Consider the following 15,923-nt stretch of genomic DNA (forward strand, 5'->3'; position numbering starts at 1 on the left):
CTGTAGATTCGTCTGTGCCCACGGACGGACGAGAGACGGATGAGGTGGCGCGAGCGATGGGCGTGAGCATGGGGACGGCCAGGGCATGGGTGGAGCGCTGGGAAAGGCAGCAGGAACGGTACGCGGTGGACCGCGAGGAGCGGTTCACCGTGATCGCGGACGTCGTCGAGCACATCACCGCCGGCCGTGCCCACCCTCTCCTGCTCGACCTGGGATGCGGTCCCGGCTCCCTGGCCGCCAGGCTCGCCGCCCGTTTCCCGCACGCGGAGATCGTCGCCGCCGACATGGACCCCCTGCTGCTGGAGCTGGGGCGCACCCACCACGCCGACGCCGCCCGCTACGTCGACACCGTCATCGGTGAGGAGGGCTGGACCCGGGCCCTCGGACTACGACGTCCCCTGGACGCCGCCCTCTCGACGACCGCGCTGCACTACCTGCCCGAGCCGGCACTGCTGCGCACGTACCGCTCCCTCGCGTCCCTGCTCCGCCCCGGCGGCGTCCTCGTCAACGGAGACCACTTCCCGCCGGGTGCGGCACCGTGCGCGGACCTCACCGCCCATGTGGGCCGGCGCAGGGCGGAGCGTACGGGCGGCCGCGTACAGGAGGACTGGCGGTCCTGGTGGGACGCCGCGGCCCGGGACCCCGAACTGGCCGACCTGTTCGACGAACGCAGTCGGCGCCAGGCGGCCCGGGCCGGGAGCGGGGGCGACGAGCAGGTCACGGTGAGCCGCCACGCCGCACTGCTGCGCCGGGCCGGCTTCGCCCACGTCGCGCCGGTCTGGCAGTTCGGCGACAGCACCGTCCTGGTGGCGATCATGGGCGACACGCGCGGACTCCCCGCTCCCGCCGGGACCTGAAGTCAGCAGCGGGAGAAAGCCGCTTGAGAGCGTTGCGGAGAACGGTGAAGCCAAAGCACTTCACAGAGCCGGAACGCCGCAGTGCGCCACGAGGGGATGTGGCTCGCGGCGAAGCAGCAGCCGGCCCGCGAGCGCGCCGTCCATGGTCGCCAGGAGGAGCCTGCTGTGCTCAGGGGACAGTCCACGGGTGATTCTCCCGACCGCCGGGCGGAGCGCCGCCTCGGTCACCGGCGGGAGCGGGCAGTCCATGGGGACGACGGCCCCTCCGGCGTTGACGACTGCCGTCCGGCACGCGGTGAGGTCCCGTCGGACGGCTGCGGTGGAGTCATGGGGCCGGCTGAGTTGTGCGGTCACGGGAGTAGGTGACACCTCAGGCGCTGTCGTACCCGGCAGCTTGCCGGGCGCGCGCGATTCCGAGTGCGCCGTCCGCTGCCCCTGTCAGCGTTCCTCGTACGGGTCCGACGGCTCCGCGACCCGTTCGACGGTCGTGGCGTCCAGCACCGGGGGCCAGGCCGAGGGGTAACCCAGTTCGCCCTCGGGACGCCACGTGCCCGTCACGGTCACCCATGTGTCGGTCTCCGGGGCGTCCGGCCCGCGGATCTCCACCTTGGCCGTCGTGGCGTCGGCCGCGCAGCACGCGACCCGCAGCCGGGTCACGTACCAGGCGCCGCCGTCCCCGGGTGTGACGAACCCGGTCAGCCGGACCGTGCGGCCCCTGAGCGAGTACCCGCTGTCGTAGACGGCCCGGGAACCGAACTGGCTCACACTCAGGTCCACCGGGTCCCCCGCAGGCAGAGCGGGGAAGGTGCCGACGCTCTCCGCGGCCCGTCTGGCCTCGTCGCGGGCGGCGCTGTACGAACCGAGTGCGGGTGGCGGGAAGAGAAGCAGCGCGGCGGCGGGCAGCACGAGCAGCCACGCCACCCGAGGGCTGCCCTCGTGGGAGTGGAGGTGGTCGTGCCCCTCCGCGACCAGGTGCGCGCCGCGGTCGGCGGCGTCGGTGCCGTACCGTGCCGCTCGCGCGGTCAGCACCGCACGCACCAGACCGAGCAGCCCCAGCAGCGCGCCGGAGGCCACCAGGTAGGGCCGCAGGCCGCCCCGCACGTACCGCAGGTACAGGTCGCTGAACAAGGCGATCCGCAGCGCCGCGGCACCGACCAGCATCAGCAGGACGGCGGGACCGTACCGCCTCACAGCACCCACCACCCCATGAGGACACTGCCGACCACGGCGACCACCCAGGTCGCGGACGAGAACCGGACGGCGAACGAACGCCCGAAGGTGCCCGCCTGCAGCGCGAACAGCTTGAGGTCGACCATCGGGCCGACCACCATGAACGCCAGTTGCGCGACAGGCCCGAACTGGCTCAGCGACGCCGCCACGAACGCGTCCGCCTCGCTGCACACGCACAGCACGACGGCGAGGACGGCCAGCAGGAGCACCGAGACCCAGACGGACACCGTGAAGACGTCCAGCAGGGACCGCGGCACCGTGATGTTGAAGGTGGCCGCTGCCGCCGAACCCAGCACCAGGAAACCCCCGGCGTGCAGGAAGTCGTGCTGGATCCCCGCCATGAACGATCCCGCGCGGGAAGTCCCCGGTCCGGCCGGCGGCGCTTTGGGTAGCCGTAGCCACCCACTGCGGCCGAAGCGCGCCCACAGCCAGCCCATCGCGACGGCGGTACCGAGCGAGGCGGCGAACCGGGCCACCACCATCTGCGGGTGACCGGGGAACGCCAGGGAGGTGGCGACGAGAACGACGGGGTTGATTGCGGGGGCGGAGAGCAGGAACGCGAGTGCGGCGGCCGGGGCGACGCCGCGCCGCATCAAGCTGCCGGCCACCGGCACCGACGCACACTCGCATCCGGGCAGCACCACGCCCGCGGCGCCCGCGACGGGTACGGCGAGGGCTTGGCTGCGCGGCAACAGCCGGGTGAAGACGCGCTCGGGCACGAAGGCACCGATGGCCGCTGAGACCAGCGCGCCGAGCAGGAGGAACGGGATGCCCTGGACGACGACGGCGGTGAACACCGTCCACCAGGCAGCGACGGGCGGAGTGTAGAGGTCGAGCGCGAGTGCGGGGCCGAGGAGACCGGCGACCGTGACGACGGTGACGAGTGCGGATCCGCCGAGGACGACATACACGACCGTCCGCGCGACGAGGCGTACGGCATCGGCGAGCCCGCCTCGCACCAAAGCGTGATTCCTGGTGCTCACACCACTCGGCCTCACCGCACCATCACCCGAACGCACCGCCCACAGGAAGTTGCGGGCGGCTACCACGCGGCGCCCGCCCGGAGCAGCTTAGCGAGACACGGGCGTGGTGCCGGAGCGGCCTTCGCACGGTGGGGGGTGGGCGAGCGTGATGGACGGGAATCCACGCCGCAGGCCGGGCGTGAAACGCCGCTCAGGCGTCCTGTCCGGCCGGGTTCTGCGCGGTCGGGCCGACGTGGCAGCGGTCGCAGACGCCGGTCGGTTCAATGGTGTGTTCCACCTCGGTGAATCCCATGGTCTCGGCCAGGTTGTCCGCCCAGCGTTCCACGGGTCCGCGTCGACCGCCGTGCTGGAGCCGCAATCGCGGCAGACGAGGTAGTGACGGTGCCCGTCGGCGGGCCGCGGGCGATGGAGGCGTTCCGCGGTTCGACGGCGTCGTTTCCCTCACCCCCGACCACCCCGACGGTGTCCGGCTGCCGGACTGGACGCCCGGGGCACACATCGATCTCGCGCTGCCGAACGGGATCACGCGGCAGTACTCCCTGTGCGGCGACCGATGGGACCCGTACACCTACCGCATCGCCGTCCTGCGCGAGCTCGCCGGGCGTGGAGGGTCGGCCTACGGGCACGACCGGCTGATGCCGGAGGACCGGGTGGGTGTGGGCGGGGCGCACAACCACTTTCCCCTGGTGCCGGCCGACCGCTACCTGTTCATCGCGGGCGGCATCGGGATCACCCCGCTGCTGCCGATGATCCGGCAAGCCGAAATGACGGGCTCTGAGTGGCAGTTGCTGTACGGCGGCCGTACCCGCGCCTCGATGGCGTTCCGCGCGGACCTCACGCACGCCTACGGCGGCCGCGTGCACCTCGACCCCCAGGAGGAGTGCGGCCCGCTGGACCTGGCCGCGTGGCTGAACGAACCGCTGTCCGCGACCAAGGTGTACTGCTGCGGGCCGGCCCCTCTCCTGGCCGCAGTCCGGGAGGCGTGTGCCCACTGGCCCGGCCGCAGCCTGCGTACTGTCCCGTTACGACGTACACGTCCTGGCCCGTCACCAGGAAGTGCACGCCGCCCTCGTCGACTGGCAGACCTTCCAGTCCGGTGCCGGAGTCGGACTGGCCAGTTTCCGCCACGATCACGGGCTCACCTCCCGGCAGATCGAAGAACTCAAGGTGCGGGCGCCGGAGTGGGCGGAGGATCCGGGCGCGCGGATCCATGACGAGAACGCCTGGGGCGAGGGCGCGGAAACAGGAACGGTCCGGGTCAGCGGGCGTTGCTCCAGCCGCCTGTGCCGGCGGAGTAGGAGTCGAGCAGGTCCACCACGAAGACCAGGGTCGAGCCCGCCGGGATCAACGGCGAGGGCGACTGGTTGCCGTAGCCGAGACGCGGGGGAACGACGATCTCACGCCGACCGCCGACCCTCATCCCCCTCAACCCCCGGTCCCAGCCCTTGATGACCCTGCCGCCGCCCAGAGCGAACTTGAACGGCTGGTCACGGTCCCAGGAGGAGTCGAACTCCCTCCCGGTCTCGAAGGTCACCCCGACGTAGTGCACCCTGACCACCGTGCCCGGCTTCACCTCGGCCCCGTCCCCGACGACCAGGTCCCGGACGGTCAGCTCGGCAGGCGCAGCACCCTCCGGGACGTCGACCTCGGGCTTCGTCAGTTCACTCATCGCAGTTCCGTCACTCTCCGTCGCAGGCCCATGTGCGGGCCGACCCGGCCCATGGACACTCCATGCGGCAGAGGATCACGCTAACGCGCATGCCGGTTTCCGGAGCGCACCGGATCCAGTGGCCGCGCGCGGCGGTCCGTCGCACGGCCGGCGCACGAGCCCCCGCACACTCGGGCGGGACGCGGTGGCTCGGGTCGCACGGCAGCCGCCCGAACGGGAAGCGGCGCAGAGGGTCAGGGCCGACGCGCGCCGTTCAGTCGACTGCGTCGAGCCGCGCCGCCGCCCGCAGGTCCCTGAACGACGAGACGACCTCGGCCAAGCCGTACCGCAGGGGCACCGCCGGCTGCCCGCCGAGCCAGGGTCTTTGAGGAGTGATCGGGCCTTGTCCCGTCAGCATCTGACCGGCATCGGTCCCCGAACTGTCCGAGACGGCTACCCGGACAAGCGCCTGGTCTGCGGCGTCACCACAGCCTGCCTCGCACAGAAGCCCAGGCGGGAAGCCTGCTCGGTACGGTGCACGATGTTCTGCGAGGTCTTCGACCGGGAGGCGTGCCCGTGTACGGTGAAGACCGCCCTTGACCTGCAGAAAGCTGGCGGGGAGCCGTCTTCCGGGAGTCCAAAGCGCTGCGTGCTCTGTTCAGGTCCAAGATCTAGCATCTGGGTGTTTGTGCAGCTCAGCGGCGTATCAGGGCCGCTCGGGTCAGCAAATGGTCAGCATCGGGCGCGGCTGTGTCCTGGCGTTGCTGGCCTCCGGGCCGAGGGCGGTGACCCGGCCGGCGCCGCCAGGGCCTCTGCTCAGGATGCGGCTGCGTCTCGGCGGACCAAGCCCGACGATCAAGGCGGTCGCCCGGTGAGGACCGCGTGGCGGCCAGGAACGGGACCCGTGGGCCCGGGGTGAGGGACGACACGGTGACGGTCTTGCCCGGCGTCGTTCCGCCGTGCCCGGCCGTAGGCCGAACGACGCACCGCTCCACTCGAAGACCCTCCGACGGCCTAGGCGCGGTGGTGGTCTGCGGCAGGGGAGGCACATGGTCGACAGGGCGGCATCTTCCCGAGAACGGAGCGATCCCTTGCAGCGCACCGCACAGATCTCACCCCGGACCATGGAGTCGATCTCGACGCCCGAGCGGGTCGAGACGCACCTGGGCACCCTGGAGTTCCCGCTGGGCGCGCCCACCGAGGAGACCGCGAACCGCCTCTACGACCATGTGGACCACGTGCGCGCGGTCAGCGCGTTCCTCGACGCGTATTCCGGCGTCAGCCTCTGGGCGGCCCGCCGGGGATTCCGGGAGGCCGGAATCCAGGACCACGACGTCCTGCTCTTCTCGGAGTTCATGGATCCCAAGACGCTCGTGCTGACCGGGAACGCGGACACCGTCTACTTCCTGACCTTCCTCGACCTGACCGAGGGTCCGCTGGTGGTGGAGGTGCCGCCCCTCGCCCTCTGTTTCCTCAATGACATGTGGTTCCGCTGGGTCGCGGACCCCGGCATGGCCGGTCCGGACCGCGGAGCAGGCGGCAAGTACCTCTTCGTGCCACCCGGTCATGAGGGCCCTGTTCCCGAGGGCGGGTACTTCACGCTCCGGACCCGCACCACGCGGCTCATCCTGGGCGGGCGGGCCTTCCTGGAGGACGATGACCCGAAGCCGGCGGTCGAGCGGATCAAGGAAGGCCTGCGCATCTACCGCTACGTACCCGGCTTCTACGGGACCAGCATCGGGGAGATCGTCACCGGCGGCACGGCCCCGCCGCTGCCGTGGACCGCCCAGACCTGGACGGCCGCGCTGCACCGGCCCGACCCACCGCGCTTCGTCGAGGGCTCCGGACTGCCCGTGAACACGATCCCGCCCGCGGACGCGACGTACTTCGACTTCGCGAGTGAGCTCGTGCACGACCAGCCTGCCGAGGCGCTCGATCCCGAGATCGCCGGTGCCCTGGCCGCGGTCGGCATTGTCAAGGGCAGGCCCTTCGAACCGGACGCGCGGATGCGGAAGATCCTCACCGAGGCAGCCGCGGTCGGCAACGCCACGGCCCGCACCCTCGCCTGCCGCCCGCGCCCGGCCGAGGGGGCGCACTACTACGGTGCCTCCTCCCAGTGGCTCAACGGCCTGCTCGTGTCCGGCCACGAGTTCCTGGCGCCGCCCGCGGACATCACCGACAGCGGCGTCGAGCCCCGTCCGAACGACGGCGCCCGGAAACTCAACCTGCGGTCCTGGTGGTGGTACCTGGGCGTGGGCATCAGCCCGGCATTCACGGCGCCGCTGGCCGGCGTCGGCTCGCAGTACGTGTTCTCGCTCGCGGACCAGGAGGGCCGGGCCCTCGACGGCGGCAGGAACTACCGTCTGGTGCTTCCGCCGGACATTCCCGCCGCCCGGTTCTGGTCGGTGACCGCCTACGACAACCAGACGCGGTCGATGCTCGACACCCCGCAACGGTTCCCACGGGCCGGCAGCCAGGCCTATCCCACCCCGGCAGCGGTTTCCGACCCCGAGGGCACGACCACGGTGCGCTTCGGGCCCGAGCGGCCCGACGGCGTGCCGGAGGGCAACTGGATCCAGACCACGCCGAGCCGGGGATGGTTCGCGGTCCTGCGGTTCTACAGCCCGCTGCGGCCGTTCTTCGACAAGACCTGGCGGCCGGGCGAGATCGAGGCGGTGGGCTGACCTCGCCCCACGGCGCTCCGAAGGCAGACGGTCCGGACGGTGAGGTGCGTGGACACGACCCCGCTGGGGAGTTGGAACGACGGTGCCGCGAAACGGGCGATCGTCGGGTTCGTGACGTCCGCGGCGGCGGAAGGCTCGCCGGGCTTCGTTCCGCCGGAGGAGCGGGTCGCCGTGTTCGACAACGACGGAACCCTGTGGGTCGAGAAGCCCGCGCCGGTGCAGATGGCGTTCGTCCTCGGGAAACTGGCCGCGCGGCTGGAGGAGGACCCGTCGCTGGCCCGCGAGCGGCCCTACCGGGAGATCGCCGACCGGGACGAGTCGTACTTCCGCGCGCTGAACGAACAGGATCCCGACGCGGTGGCGTCGATGGTGGAGGCCATCGGAGCGGCCTGGGAAGGCACCACCCTCGCGGAGTACGAGGCCGAGGCCGCCCGGTACCTGGCCTCCTGGCGCCACGAGCGCTTCGGAGCGCCGTACTCCGGCCTCGTCTACCAGCCGATGCTGGAGCTGTTCGACTACCTCAGGGCGTACGGCTGGCGGCTGTTCGTCTGCTCGGGCGGCGGGCGTGATTTCATGCGGGTGATCTGCGAGGACACCTGGGGCCTGCCCAGGGAGAACGTGATCGGCTCGGCACCGGAGTTCGCCTACCGGGACGGCGTGCTGGTCCGTCGGGCAACCCCGCACGGCCCCCTCGCCCTCGGACCCGGCAAACCGGAGTACGTCCTCGCCCGCACCGGCCGGCTGCCGGGCTTCGCGGCCGGCAACGACGACGTGGACGTCGAGATGCTGCGGTCCGCGCGGTTCGCCCTGCTCGTCGTCCACGACGACGACGTCCGGGAGTACGCCTACACCGACTGTGCGGAGCGGGCACGCGCGGCGGCCGAGAGGTCCGGGTGGACGACGGTCAGCGTGAAGGACGACTGGAACGTGGTTTTCACAGGACGATTCACTCAGGAGAAACCCAGTGCCTCACATCACTGACGCCCCCAGCCCGGGTACGTCACCCGAGACCCTCGCGTCGATCATCTGCCCGGACCGGCTGGAGACGGTCTTCGGAGCGTTGGAATTCTTCGACGGTCTGCCCTTGCCCGACGCGGTCACCCGCAGCTACGACACGCTGGACCTGCTGCGCGGGATCGAGGCGTTCCTCAACTGCGTACCCGGCGCCTCCATGGTGGCGATGCGACGCGGACTGCGGAGCATCGGCGTCGACTCCCGCACCATCGGCTACACGGCCCCGCGATGCACCTCGGCACCGGTGCTGCTCACGGGCAACACGGAAACCACCTACGGGATGACCTTCCTGGCGCTCGACGAGGACGGCCCCACCGTCATCGAGGCGCCGGGGAACTCGCTGTGCATCGTCGACGACATGTGGCAGCGCTACGTCACCGACATGGGCGTCGCCGGCCCCGACAGGGGAGAAGGAGGCAAGTACCTCTTCCTGCCTCCGGGCTACGAAGGCGACGTTCCCGACGGCTACTTCATCGTGCGGCCGGCGACGTACGGCTCCTGGGTGCTGCTGCGCGCACTGGGGGGCACGGAGAGCCTGCTCACGACACGGATCTACCCGCTCTCGGCCGCGGCGGACCGGCCCGAGCCGCGCTTCGTCAACTGGGCGGAAACGGACTTCAACACGATCCACGCGAACGACTTCTCCTTCTTCGAGGAGATCGACACCATCGTCCAGGCCGAGCCGGCCGAGTCGCTCGACCCCGAACGCGCCGGTCAGCTCGCCGCGCTCGGCATCGTGCGCGGCAAGCCATTCCAGCCGGACGACCGTATGCGCTCGATCCTCGACACCGCCGCCAGGATCGCCTCGGGCATCGTACGGACACTGGCCTTCAAGCCACGTGACCCGGGCTTCTACTACTACCCCGACAGGTCGTGGAAGACCCCTTTCCCCACCCGTAGTTACGAGTTCCTGTCGGAGCAGGGCGCCCGCCTGCTGGACTCCCGGGCGGTGTTCTACTACTTCGCGACCGCCTCCTCGCCGGCGATGGTGACGGCGCCCGTCGGCACCGGATCGCAGTACGCCTACACGGCGGAGGACTCCACGGGCGAGTGGCTCGACGGCGGACGGCACTACACACTCACGCTGCCGAGCGGCATCCCGGTGAAGAACTTCTGGGCCGTCACCGCCTACGACCCCCAGACCCGGTCGCTGCTGCGCACGGACGACCCCTACCCGAGCGTCAACAGCCAGTCGGAGGGCGTCCGGCCCGAGAGCAACGGCGACACCGTCATCCACTTCGGCCCCACCGCGCCGGAGGGCCTGGAGGCGAACTGGGTCCAGACCGTGCCCGGCAAGGGATTCTTCGTGCTGCTGCGGCTCTACGGCCCGCTCGAAACCTGGTTCGACAAGAGCTGGCGGCCGGGCGAGATCGAACCGGCGTAGGCAGGCGGCCGTGGGTGAGGCGATCGGTCAGATTCTGTCCTACGGCGTCGCCGTGGCGCTGAGCGCGTTCCCGATCATCGGTGTGGTGCTGATGCTCGCCACCCCCAGGGCGCGCTCCAACGGACCGGCGCTGCTCCTGGGCTGGGCTTTTGGCCTGGCCCTGGTCGGCACGATCGTGCTGCTGGTCTCCGGCGGCGCCGACACGAGCGACCAGGGGCAGCCGGCCGATTGGGTCAGCGCGCTCGACCTGGCGCTCGGCGTGCTGCTGCTGTGGGTGGCGGTGAAGGAATGGCGTGGCCGGCCGCGCGGCGACGAGGAGGTGACGTTGCCGAAGTGGATGAAGACGGTCGACTCGTTCACCCCTGTCAAGGCGCTGACACTCGGGATGGCGCTGTCCGCCCTCAACCCGAAGAACCTGCTGCTCTCGATCGCCGCTGCGTCGGCGATCGCACGCACGGACACCTCCGCCGGCGCACAGGCAGTGGCACTGGCCGTCTACGTGGTGCTCGGATCGCTCGGGCCCGGCACGCCGGTCGTGCTCTACCTCGCCCTCAAGGAGCGCTCGAAGCGCATCCTCGACGGTCTCAAGCTCTGGATGGAGCGGAACAACACGGCGATCATGGCCGTGATCTGCCTGCTCTTCGCCGCGAAACTGATGGGCGACGCCATCAGTGATCTCTCCTCCTGATGAGGGCAAGCATGCCCGTGCTGTTCCCCTCCCTGCGGGGATACCGGTGGCAGTGGCTGGGCCGGGACGCCCTGGCCGGGGCGACCGTGTGGGCGGTTCTCGTGCCCGAGGCGCTCGCCTACGCGACGATCGCCGGCGTCTCGCCCGTGGTCGGCCTCTACGCGGCACCCGCCGCCCTGATCCTCTACGCCGTCTTCGGCAGCTCCAGGCACCTGGTGGTCGGGCCGATGGCGGCCACGGCGGCGCTCTCGGCGGCGGTCGTCGGTGACGTCGCGGGCGGTTCCGGCGCGCACTTCGCCGCGCTGACGGCGGCCCTGGCCGTCACGGTGGGCATCGCGGCGCTCCTCGCCGGACTGCTGCGCCTCGGCTTCCTCGCGAGTTTCATCTCCGAGCCGGTGCTGAAGGGCTTCATCGTGGGCCTGGCCCTGACGGTCATCGCGGGTCAGCTGCCGAAGCTCTTCGGTGTCGAGGGCGCTTCGGGGGACTTCTTCGAGAAGGTCTGGGCCCTGATCGGCGACCTCGGCGCAACCGGCGGCCTCACGGTCCTGGTCGGTGCCGGCAGCCTCCTGCTGATCCTCGCCCTCAAGCGGATCGCCCCGATCGTGCCGGGCTCGCTGATCGCGGTGGCGCTGGGCATCGCGGTGGCAGCGGCCTTCGATCTCGAGGACCACGGTGTCGCTGTCGTCGGCGACATCGACACCGGGCTGCCCTCGTTCGGCGTCCCCGACGTCTCGCTCGCCGACCTCGGCGCTCTCGCCGCCGGAAGCGTCGGCGTGCTGCTCGTCGCCTTCGCCGAGGGACTCGGGGCCGCGAAGAACTACGCCGTCCGCGGCCACTACGAGGTCGACGCCAACCGGGAGCTGATCGGGCTCGGCGCCGCGGGCCTGGGCGCCGGCCTGTCCAGCGGCATGGTCGTCAACGGCAGCCTCTCGAAGACCGCCGTCAACTGGTCGGCGGGCGCACGCACCCAGCTGTCCGGCGTCTTCGTCGCCCCCCTGACCGTGATCACGCTCCTCTTCCTCACCGGCCTCTTCGAGAAGCTTCCCGAGGCGGTGCTCGCGGGAGTGGTGATCGCGGCGGTGGTCGAACTGGTCGACCTCGCCTCGCTGGCTGCCCTCTACCGCGTCTTCACCCGCAGGCTCGGCCAGGACTACGGCGTTGCCGCGCGGCCTGACTTCCTCGCTGCCGTCGCCGCGATGCTCGGAGTGATGGTCTTCGACACGCTGCCCGGCCTGTTCATCGGGATCGGCGCCTCGCTGCTGCTGCTCCTCTACCGCTCCTCGCGCCCGGTCGTCAGCCAACTGGGGCAGCTGCCGGGGAACGGGCACTTCACCGCGCTCGACCGGCACCGGGAAAGCCGCAGGATCCCGGGGGTGGTCGTGCTGCGCGTCGAGGGGGGCATCTACTTCGCCAACGCCGAGCGGATCCGGTCCACGGTGGCGAAGGCCGCTGGCAGGGACGGAGCCACGGCGGTCGTGATCGACGCCGAGACCGTCCCCTTCATCGACGTCAGCGCCGTACGCATGCTCGACCAGCTGGCCGGGGAGCTGGAGGGCCGAGGAGTCCGGCTGCTGCTCGCCCGCGACGTGGGCCAGGTGCGGGACGTGCTGCGCACCGCCGAGGCCCGAGCGGAACTGAGACGCGTGTACCCCACCGTCCGGGCGGCGGTCGAGGCCGCCAGGACCGGCACGTGACCCGACGAGACACGGTGTCCCGTCGCCCCGCGGTCAGCCCTTGACGGCGGAACGGAACTGGCGACCCCTCCGACGACAGCGCGCCCTCCGGCACGCACGGCGACGAGGAAGACGGCGGCGAGGCGGGTGGCCCGGAAAGGGAGCCGTTCGCCGCACCGCCGTGTCGTCGACGACAGGTCCGTCACGCTGCGATCGTCGCGCCCCAGGGATACGGCCGGCCCGGCACGCGTTCACCGTGTTCGGGGCCGACGAAGCGGCGGACGCCCATCTCGCGGCGCCGGAAGACTGGGACGGGCGCAGCGGTTCATCCCGGTGCTCCGGCACGAACCGCTGCTTTGCTCTCCTCGACCGTTCGTGAAACGTCACTTGGTGGTGCGGTCCGCTCCCCGGCGCTGCCACGGGCGGACGAGCAGGACAAGCATGGCGGCAGAGCAGACGAACCCGATGCACATGATGACAGCCATGGGTGTGGGACTGCTTTCGCCGAAGGCGCCGACGAGAGGGGACACCAGACCGCCGAGGAGGAACTGTCCGCCGCCGAGCATGGCGGAGGCGCCGCCTGCGGCACGCGCGGCCGCGGTCTGGCCCAGCGTGTAGGTCGTGGTGATCGTGAGACCGGTCCCGAACATGGTGAGGAAGAGGCAGCCCCACGTGGTGATGAGACTGCCACCAGTGGTGAGGACGATGGCGGCCTGGGCGAGGGTACCGACGACGGCCAGACCCACCCCCACGCTGAGCAACGTGGTCAGGGGCAGACGGCGGGACAGCGCGCCGACCAGTCCGGAGGCGACGAGCATGCCCAGGGCGTTGACCGCGAAGATGAGGCTGTAGCCCGTGGCTGAGGCGCCGTGGATGTCCTGGAAGACGAGGGGCGAGCCGGCGATGTAGGCGAACAGCGCTGCTGAGGCGCAGGACAGGACGAGAACGTGTCCCATGAAGGCGCGCTGCCGGGTCAGTCGCCCCATGGCGCGAAACGCGGCAGGAAGGCCGCCGCGTTGTCGCCGCTCGGCCGGCAGCGACTCGGGCACCCAGCGCCACACGGCCAGCACCAGCATCAGGCCGAAGCCGGCGAGGACCAAGAAGACGGCGCGCCAGGAGGCGCCGGTGGCGATCAGGCCGCCGATCACCGGTGCGGCGACCGGCGCGACGCCGAGGATCATCGACAGAACGGAGAAGTGCCGGGCGACGTCGGCGCCGCGGTACAAGTCGGTGAGGACGGCGCGGGAGATCACCATGCCGGCTGCACCGGCCGTGCCCTCCAGGAGACGAGCGGCGGTCAGTACCTCGACGTTCGGGGCGGCGGCGCAGGCCAGCGAGAAGACGGTGAACAGCGCGCTGCCGCCCAGCAGCAGGCGGCGCCGGCCGTGGCCAGCGGGGCGACCGCGGTCAGTGAGGCCAACACGGTGATCAGCAGTCCGGTGCGACGGGGCGCCGCGGAAGGCGCCTGCGCGGTCGATGGCTTGGCGATGGATGTGGAGGAAGGCGAAGTCAAGGGGTGTGACCTGGCTCTTTCGACAGAAAGCGTACCGCCGACGGGCAACCGGCCTCCTCGCCGGAGCGGACGGCAGTGGCGTATGCCATGAGTCGCCCGAGAGGGGACTAGGATGGATGTGCAATGAATAGTCTACACGTTGACGAGTTGCCGGAGCCGCCCTCACTGTCCACGTACGACAGCGGCATTGCCGACGCCTGGCAGCGGGCCCGGCCCGAGCTGGACACCAGCCCCATGGACGTCTTCGGGCGGCTGAGACACCTGCACGCCCTGCATGACCTCGCCATGGAGAGGGCCTACGAAGGAGCTCCGCTCAGCCCGGCCGAAACCGAGGTGCTGGTCCTTCTTCGGCACGCCGGGCAGCCGCGCGTCGCCGGGCAGCTCGCCCGTCAGCGCGGTTGCTCCCGGGCCGCGATCAGCAGGATCGTGATCAAGCTCGACCAGCGCGGCCTCATCACCCGGGATCCGAACCCTGCGGACCGCCGTGCCGCCCTCATCCGCATCACCCCGGACGGTGCCGCCCTGGTGGACGCGGTCTTCCCGGGCCAGCTCTCGCTCGAAGCCGAAATGCTGGCCGGGCTGGACCCCCGGCGTCGACAGGCCGTCGTGGAAGCCCTGGACCTCCTGATCCGTACCCTCACTGCAGGACGGTGACGGTGCTCGCTCCTGACGCGGCGGACCGACCAGTTGCGCGAGGACCCGCGTCGCGCTCAACGGCCGCCCACGCAACACGCTCGGCTGGGAAATCCCAGCCGAGCGTGTTGCGTGAACCGCTCGCGGCCTGATCAACACGACCGTATGGTGCGCGACCCCCGGTGAGCCCGTCGACGCCGGAAGGTCTTTTCCGTCTTCCTGAGGTCAGACCTTCGTGGTCGTGCGCGTCTTGAGGGTGAGGGCGGCCAGGCTCATCATGAGCGCGCCGAAGAGCGCGGCGCAGGCGTACATCGTGAAGCCGATGTCGGCGTTGCCGGCCGCGATCAGCGCACCGCCGATCCAGGGGCCGAAGATGGCGCCGAAGCGGCCCATGCCGGAGACCCAGCCGAGGGCGGTGGGGCGGTCCTCGTCGTTGTGGTGGGTGCCGACCGTCGCGTAAACCATGGTCTGGCCGGAGAAGAGCAGCAGTCCGGCGAAGAAGACCACCGCGTACAGGGCGCCGACCGACATCTCGACGCCCATGAGGTAGACGAAGACGGCGGTCAGGACGAACCAGGCGATGACGACCTTGCGAGGGCCGATGCGGTCTGCGGTGCGGCCGGCGATGAGCATGCCGCAGATGCCGCCGACGTTCAGGAACGTCGAGAAGAGCAGCGAGTCGCCGGTGTCGTAACCGAGCTCGATCATGATCTTCGGCAGCCACTGGCCGACTCCGTAGACCAGGAGCAGACCCGCGAAGGAGGTCAGCCAGAAGCACAGAGTGGTGGACCACTGGCCGTGCCGGAAGAGGTTCTTCAGCGCGTCCAGCTTGTCCCCGCGGTTGGCCTTCGGTTCGGCCAGTTCGGTGCCGTAGGCGGCGGCGAGCAGCTCGGCGTCGGCGCGGCGGCCGCGGGTGAGCAGGTTGGTGGGCGACTCGGGCAGCAGCTTGAAGGCGACCGGGAGCAGGATCAGGGCGGGCAGCGCGGAGGCGATGAAGGCCGTTCGCCAGCCGTGGTCGTCGACCAGCCAGAGGGCGATCAGCGGGGCCAGGGCGCCGCCGGTCTGGTGGGCGGTCATGATGATGCCGGTGGCGAGGGCGCGGCGGCCGCGCGAGGTGAACTCCATGCCGTACGAGATCGCGATCGGCAGCAGCGCCCCGAGGCCGAAGCCGCACACGAAGCGGAAGAAGCCGAACTGGCCCGAGGACTGGGACCAGCCGGTGCCCAGCGTGGCGAGGGTGAAGATCACGACGCTGGCGAAGACGGTGACGCGGCGGCCGATCCAGTTCGAGGCCGTGCCGGACAGGATCGTGCCGAGCAGCATGCCGAAGTTGGCGTAACTGCCGATCGTGCCGGCGAGGTCGGGGGTGAGGCCGAGGCTGTGGCCGCCGAGCATCTTCGGGAGCACGGAGCCGTAGATGAACGTGTCGATGCCGTCGAGGAGGACGAGTGCCCAGCACAGGGCGATGACGGCGGTGCGGCTGCGGCGGGCCGTCGTCCCGGTCGCCGGGGCGAGCGGGGAGGTGGCGGAGGAGGACATCGTTGTTTCCTCTCGTGCGGGACGTCAGGACGGGGTCCTGGTCCCTGGCTGCAAGGGCGGTGGGGCCGGTGCGGCTC

At 70.9% G+C, this 15,923-nt stretch carries 15 protein-coding genes; 8 read left to right on the forward strand and 7 right to left on the reverse strand.

Annotation, left to right across the window (positions count from 1 at the left end; genetic code table 11):
- Positions 1-56: 56 nt before the first annotated feature.
- Positions 57-857 carry a class I SAM-dependent methyltransferase gene (locus tag ACFY3N_RS18595; protein ID WP_390817757.1) on the forward strand — a complete coding sequence of 267 codons (801 nt, stop codon included), beginning with the start codon at positions 57-59 and terminating at the stop codon, positions 855-857.
- 438 nt (positions 858-1,295) lie between these two features.
- On the opposite strand, the gene ACFY3N_RS18600 is transcribed toward ACFY3N_RS18595, so the two are convergent.
- The 3 genes from ACFY3N_RS18600 to ACFY3N_RS18610 all read right to left on the reverse strand — a co-directional run bounded on the left by ACFY3N_RS18600 (position 1,296) and on the right by ACFY3N_RS18610 (position 3,395).
- The gene (locus ACFY3N_RS18600) at positions 1,296-2,048 is read right to left on the reverse strand and encodes a TIGR03943 family putative permease subunit (RefSeq protein ID WP_390817758.1); all 753 of its coding nucleotides are present in this window, start codon (positions 2,046-2,048) and stop codon (positions 1,296-1,298) included.
- On the reverse strand, positions 2,045-3,046 hold the full coding sequence (locus ACFY3N_RS18605; protein WP_390817759.1) for a permease: 1,002 nt from the start codon (positions 3,044-3,046) through the stop codon (positions 2,045-2,047). The genes ACFY3N_RS18600 and ACFY3N_RS18605 overlap by 4 nt, the downstream gene beginning before the upstream one ends.
- 214 nt (positions 3,047-3,260) lie before the next feature.
- Positions 3,261-3,395, reverse strand: a complete 135-nt coding sequence (locus ACFY3N_RS18610; protein ID WP_390817761.1) for a hypothetical protein — start codon at positions 3,393-3,395, stop codon at positions 3,261-3,263.
- Positions 3,396-3,705: 310 nt separating this feature from the next.
- Here ACFY3N_RS18610 and ACFY3N_RS18615 point away from each other — a divergent pair, with 310 nt between their 5' ends.
- Positions 3,706-4,284, forward strand: coding sequence for a hypothetical protein (locus ACFY3N_RS18615; RefSeq protein WP_390817762.1), 579 nt, complete (start codon positions 3,706-3,708; stop codon positions 4,282-4,284).
- Positions 4,285-4,328: 44 nt separating this feature from the next.
- Here ACFY3N_RS18615 and ACFY3N_RS18620 read toward each other — a convergent pair whose 3' ends face one another.
- Both ACFY3N_RS18620 and ACFY3N_RS18625 read right to left on the reverse strand, forming a co-directional pair.
- The gene (locus ACFY3N_RS18620; RefSeq protein ID WP_390817763.1) at positions 4,329-4,739 is read right to left on the reverse strand and encodes an FKBP-type peptidyl-prolyl cis-trans isomerase; all 411 of its coding nucleotides are present in this window, start codon (positions 4,737-4,739) and stop codon (positions 4,329-4,331) included.
- Between the two features lie 253 nt (positions 4,740-4,992).
- Positions 4,993-5,136 (reverse strand): hypothetical protein, encoded by a 144-nt coding sequence (locus tag ACFY3N_RS18625; RefSeq protein WP_390817764.1) that lies wholly within the window; start codon positions 5,134-5,136, stop codon positions 4,993-4,995.
- A gap of 673 nt (positions 5,137-5,809) precedes the next feature.
- On the opposite strand from ACFY3N_RS18625, the gene ACFY3N_RS18630 reads away from it, so the two are divergent.
- From ACFY3N_RS18630 to ACFY3N_RS18650, 5 genes are read left to right on the forward strand one after another with little or no spacing between them, the layout of a single operon-like run.
- On the forward strand, positions 5,810-7,402 hold the full coding sequence (locus ACFY3N_RS18630) for a DUF1254 domain-containing protein (protein WP_390817765.1): 1,593 nt from the start codon (positions 5,810-5,812) through the stop codon (positions 7,400-7,402).
- 48 nt (positions 7,403-7,450) lie between these two features.
- Positions 7,451-8,383 (forward strand): HAD family hydrolase, encoded by a 933-nt coding sequence (locus tag ACFY3N_RS18635; RefSeq protein ID WP_390817766.1) that lies wholly within the window; start codon positions 7,451-7,453, stop codon positions 8,381-8,383.
- Positions 8,367-9,800: a DUF1254 domain-containing protein gene (locus tag ACFY3N_RS18640; RefSeq protein WP_390817767.1), complete on the forward strand. Its 1,434-nt coding sequence runs from the start codon at positions 8,367-8,369 to the stop codon at positions 9,798-9,800. The genes ACFY3N_RS18635 and ACFY3N_RS18640 overlap by 17 nt, the downstream gene beginning before the upstream one ends.
- 10 nt (positions 9,801-9,810) lie before the next feature.
- Complete coding sequence (locus tag ACFY3N_RS18645; protein ID WP_390817768.1) at positions 9,811-10,488, forward strand: GAP family protein; 678 nt, start codon at positions 9,811-9,813, stop codon at positions 10,486-10,488.
- An 11-nt stretch (positions 10,489-10,499) separates the two neighbouring features.
- Positions 10,500-12,182, forward strand: coding sequence for a SulP family inorganic anion transporter (locus ACFY3N_RS18650; protein WP_390817769.1), 1,683 nt, complete (start codon positions 10,500-10,502; stop codon positions 12,180-12,182).
- Between the two features lie 362 nt (positions 12,183-12,544).
- Here ACFY3N_RS18650 and ACFY3N_RS18655 read toward each other — a convergent pair whose 3' ends face one another.
- Entirely contained in the window at positions 12,545-13,840 is a 1,296-nt protein-coding gene (locus tag ACFY3N_RS18655; protein WP_390817770.1) for a Bcr/CflA family efflux MFS transporter, read from the reverse strand.
- Here ACFY3N_RS18655 and ACFY3N_RS18660 point away from each other — a divergent pair.
- The gene (locus ACFY3N_RS18660; RefSeq protein ID WP_390817771.1) at positions 13,798-14,328 is read left to right on the forward strand and encodes a MarR family winged helix-turn-helix transcriptional regulator; all 531 of its coding nucleotides are present in this window, start codon (positions 13,798-13,800) and stop codon (positions 14,326-14,328) included. The two genes, ACFY3N_RS18655 and ACFY3N_RS18660, sit on opposite strands and share 43 nt — an antisense overlap.
- A 204-nt stretch (positions 14,329-14,532) precedes the next feature.
- Here the strand turns inward: ACFY3N_RS18660 and ACFY3N_RS18665 are convergent, their stop codons facing one another.
- The gene (locus tag ACFY3N_RS18665) at positions 14,533-15,846 is read right to left on the reverse strand and encodes an MFS transporter (protein WP_390817773.1); all 1,314 of its coding nucleotides are present in this window, start codon (positions 15,844-15,846) and stop codon (positions 14,533-14,535) included.
- Positions 15,847-15,923 lie beyond the last annotated feature (77 nt).

Source organism: Streptomyces sp. NPDC000348 (assembly GCF_042898795.1).
GTDB lineage: Bacteria > Actinomycetota > Actinomycetes > Streptomycetales > Streptomycetaceae > Streptomyces.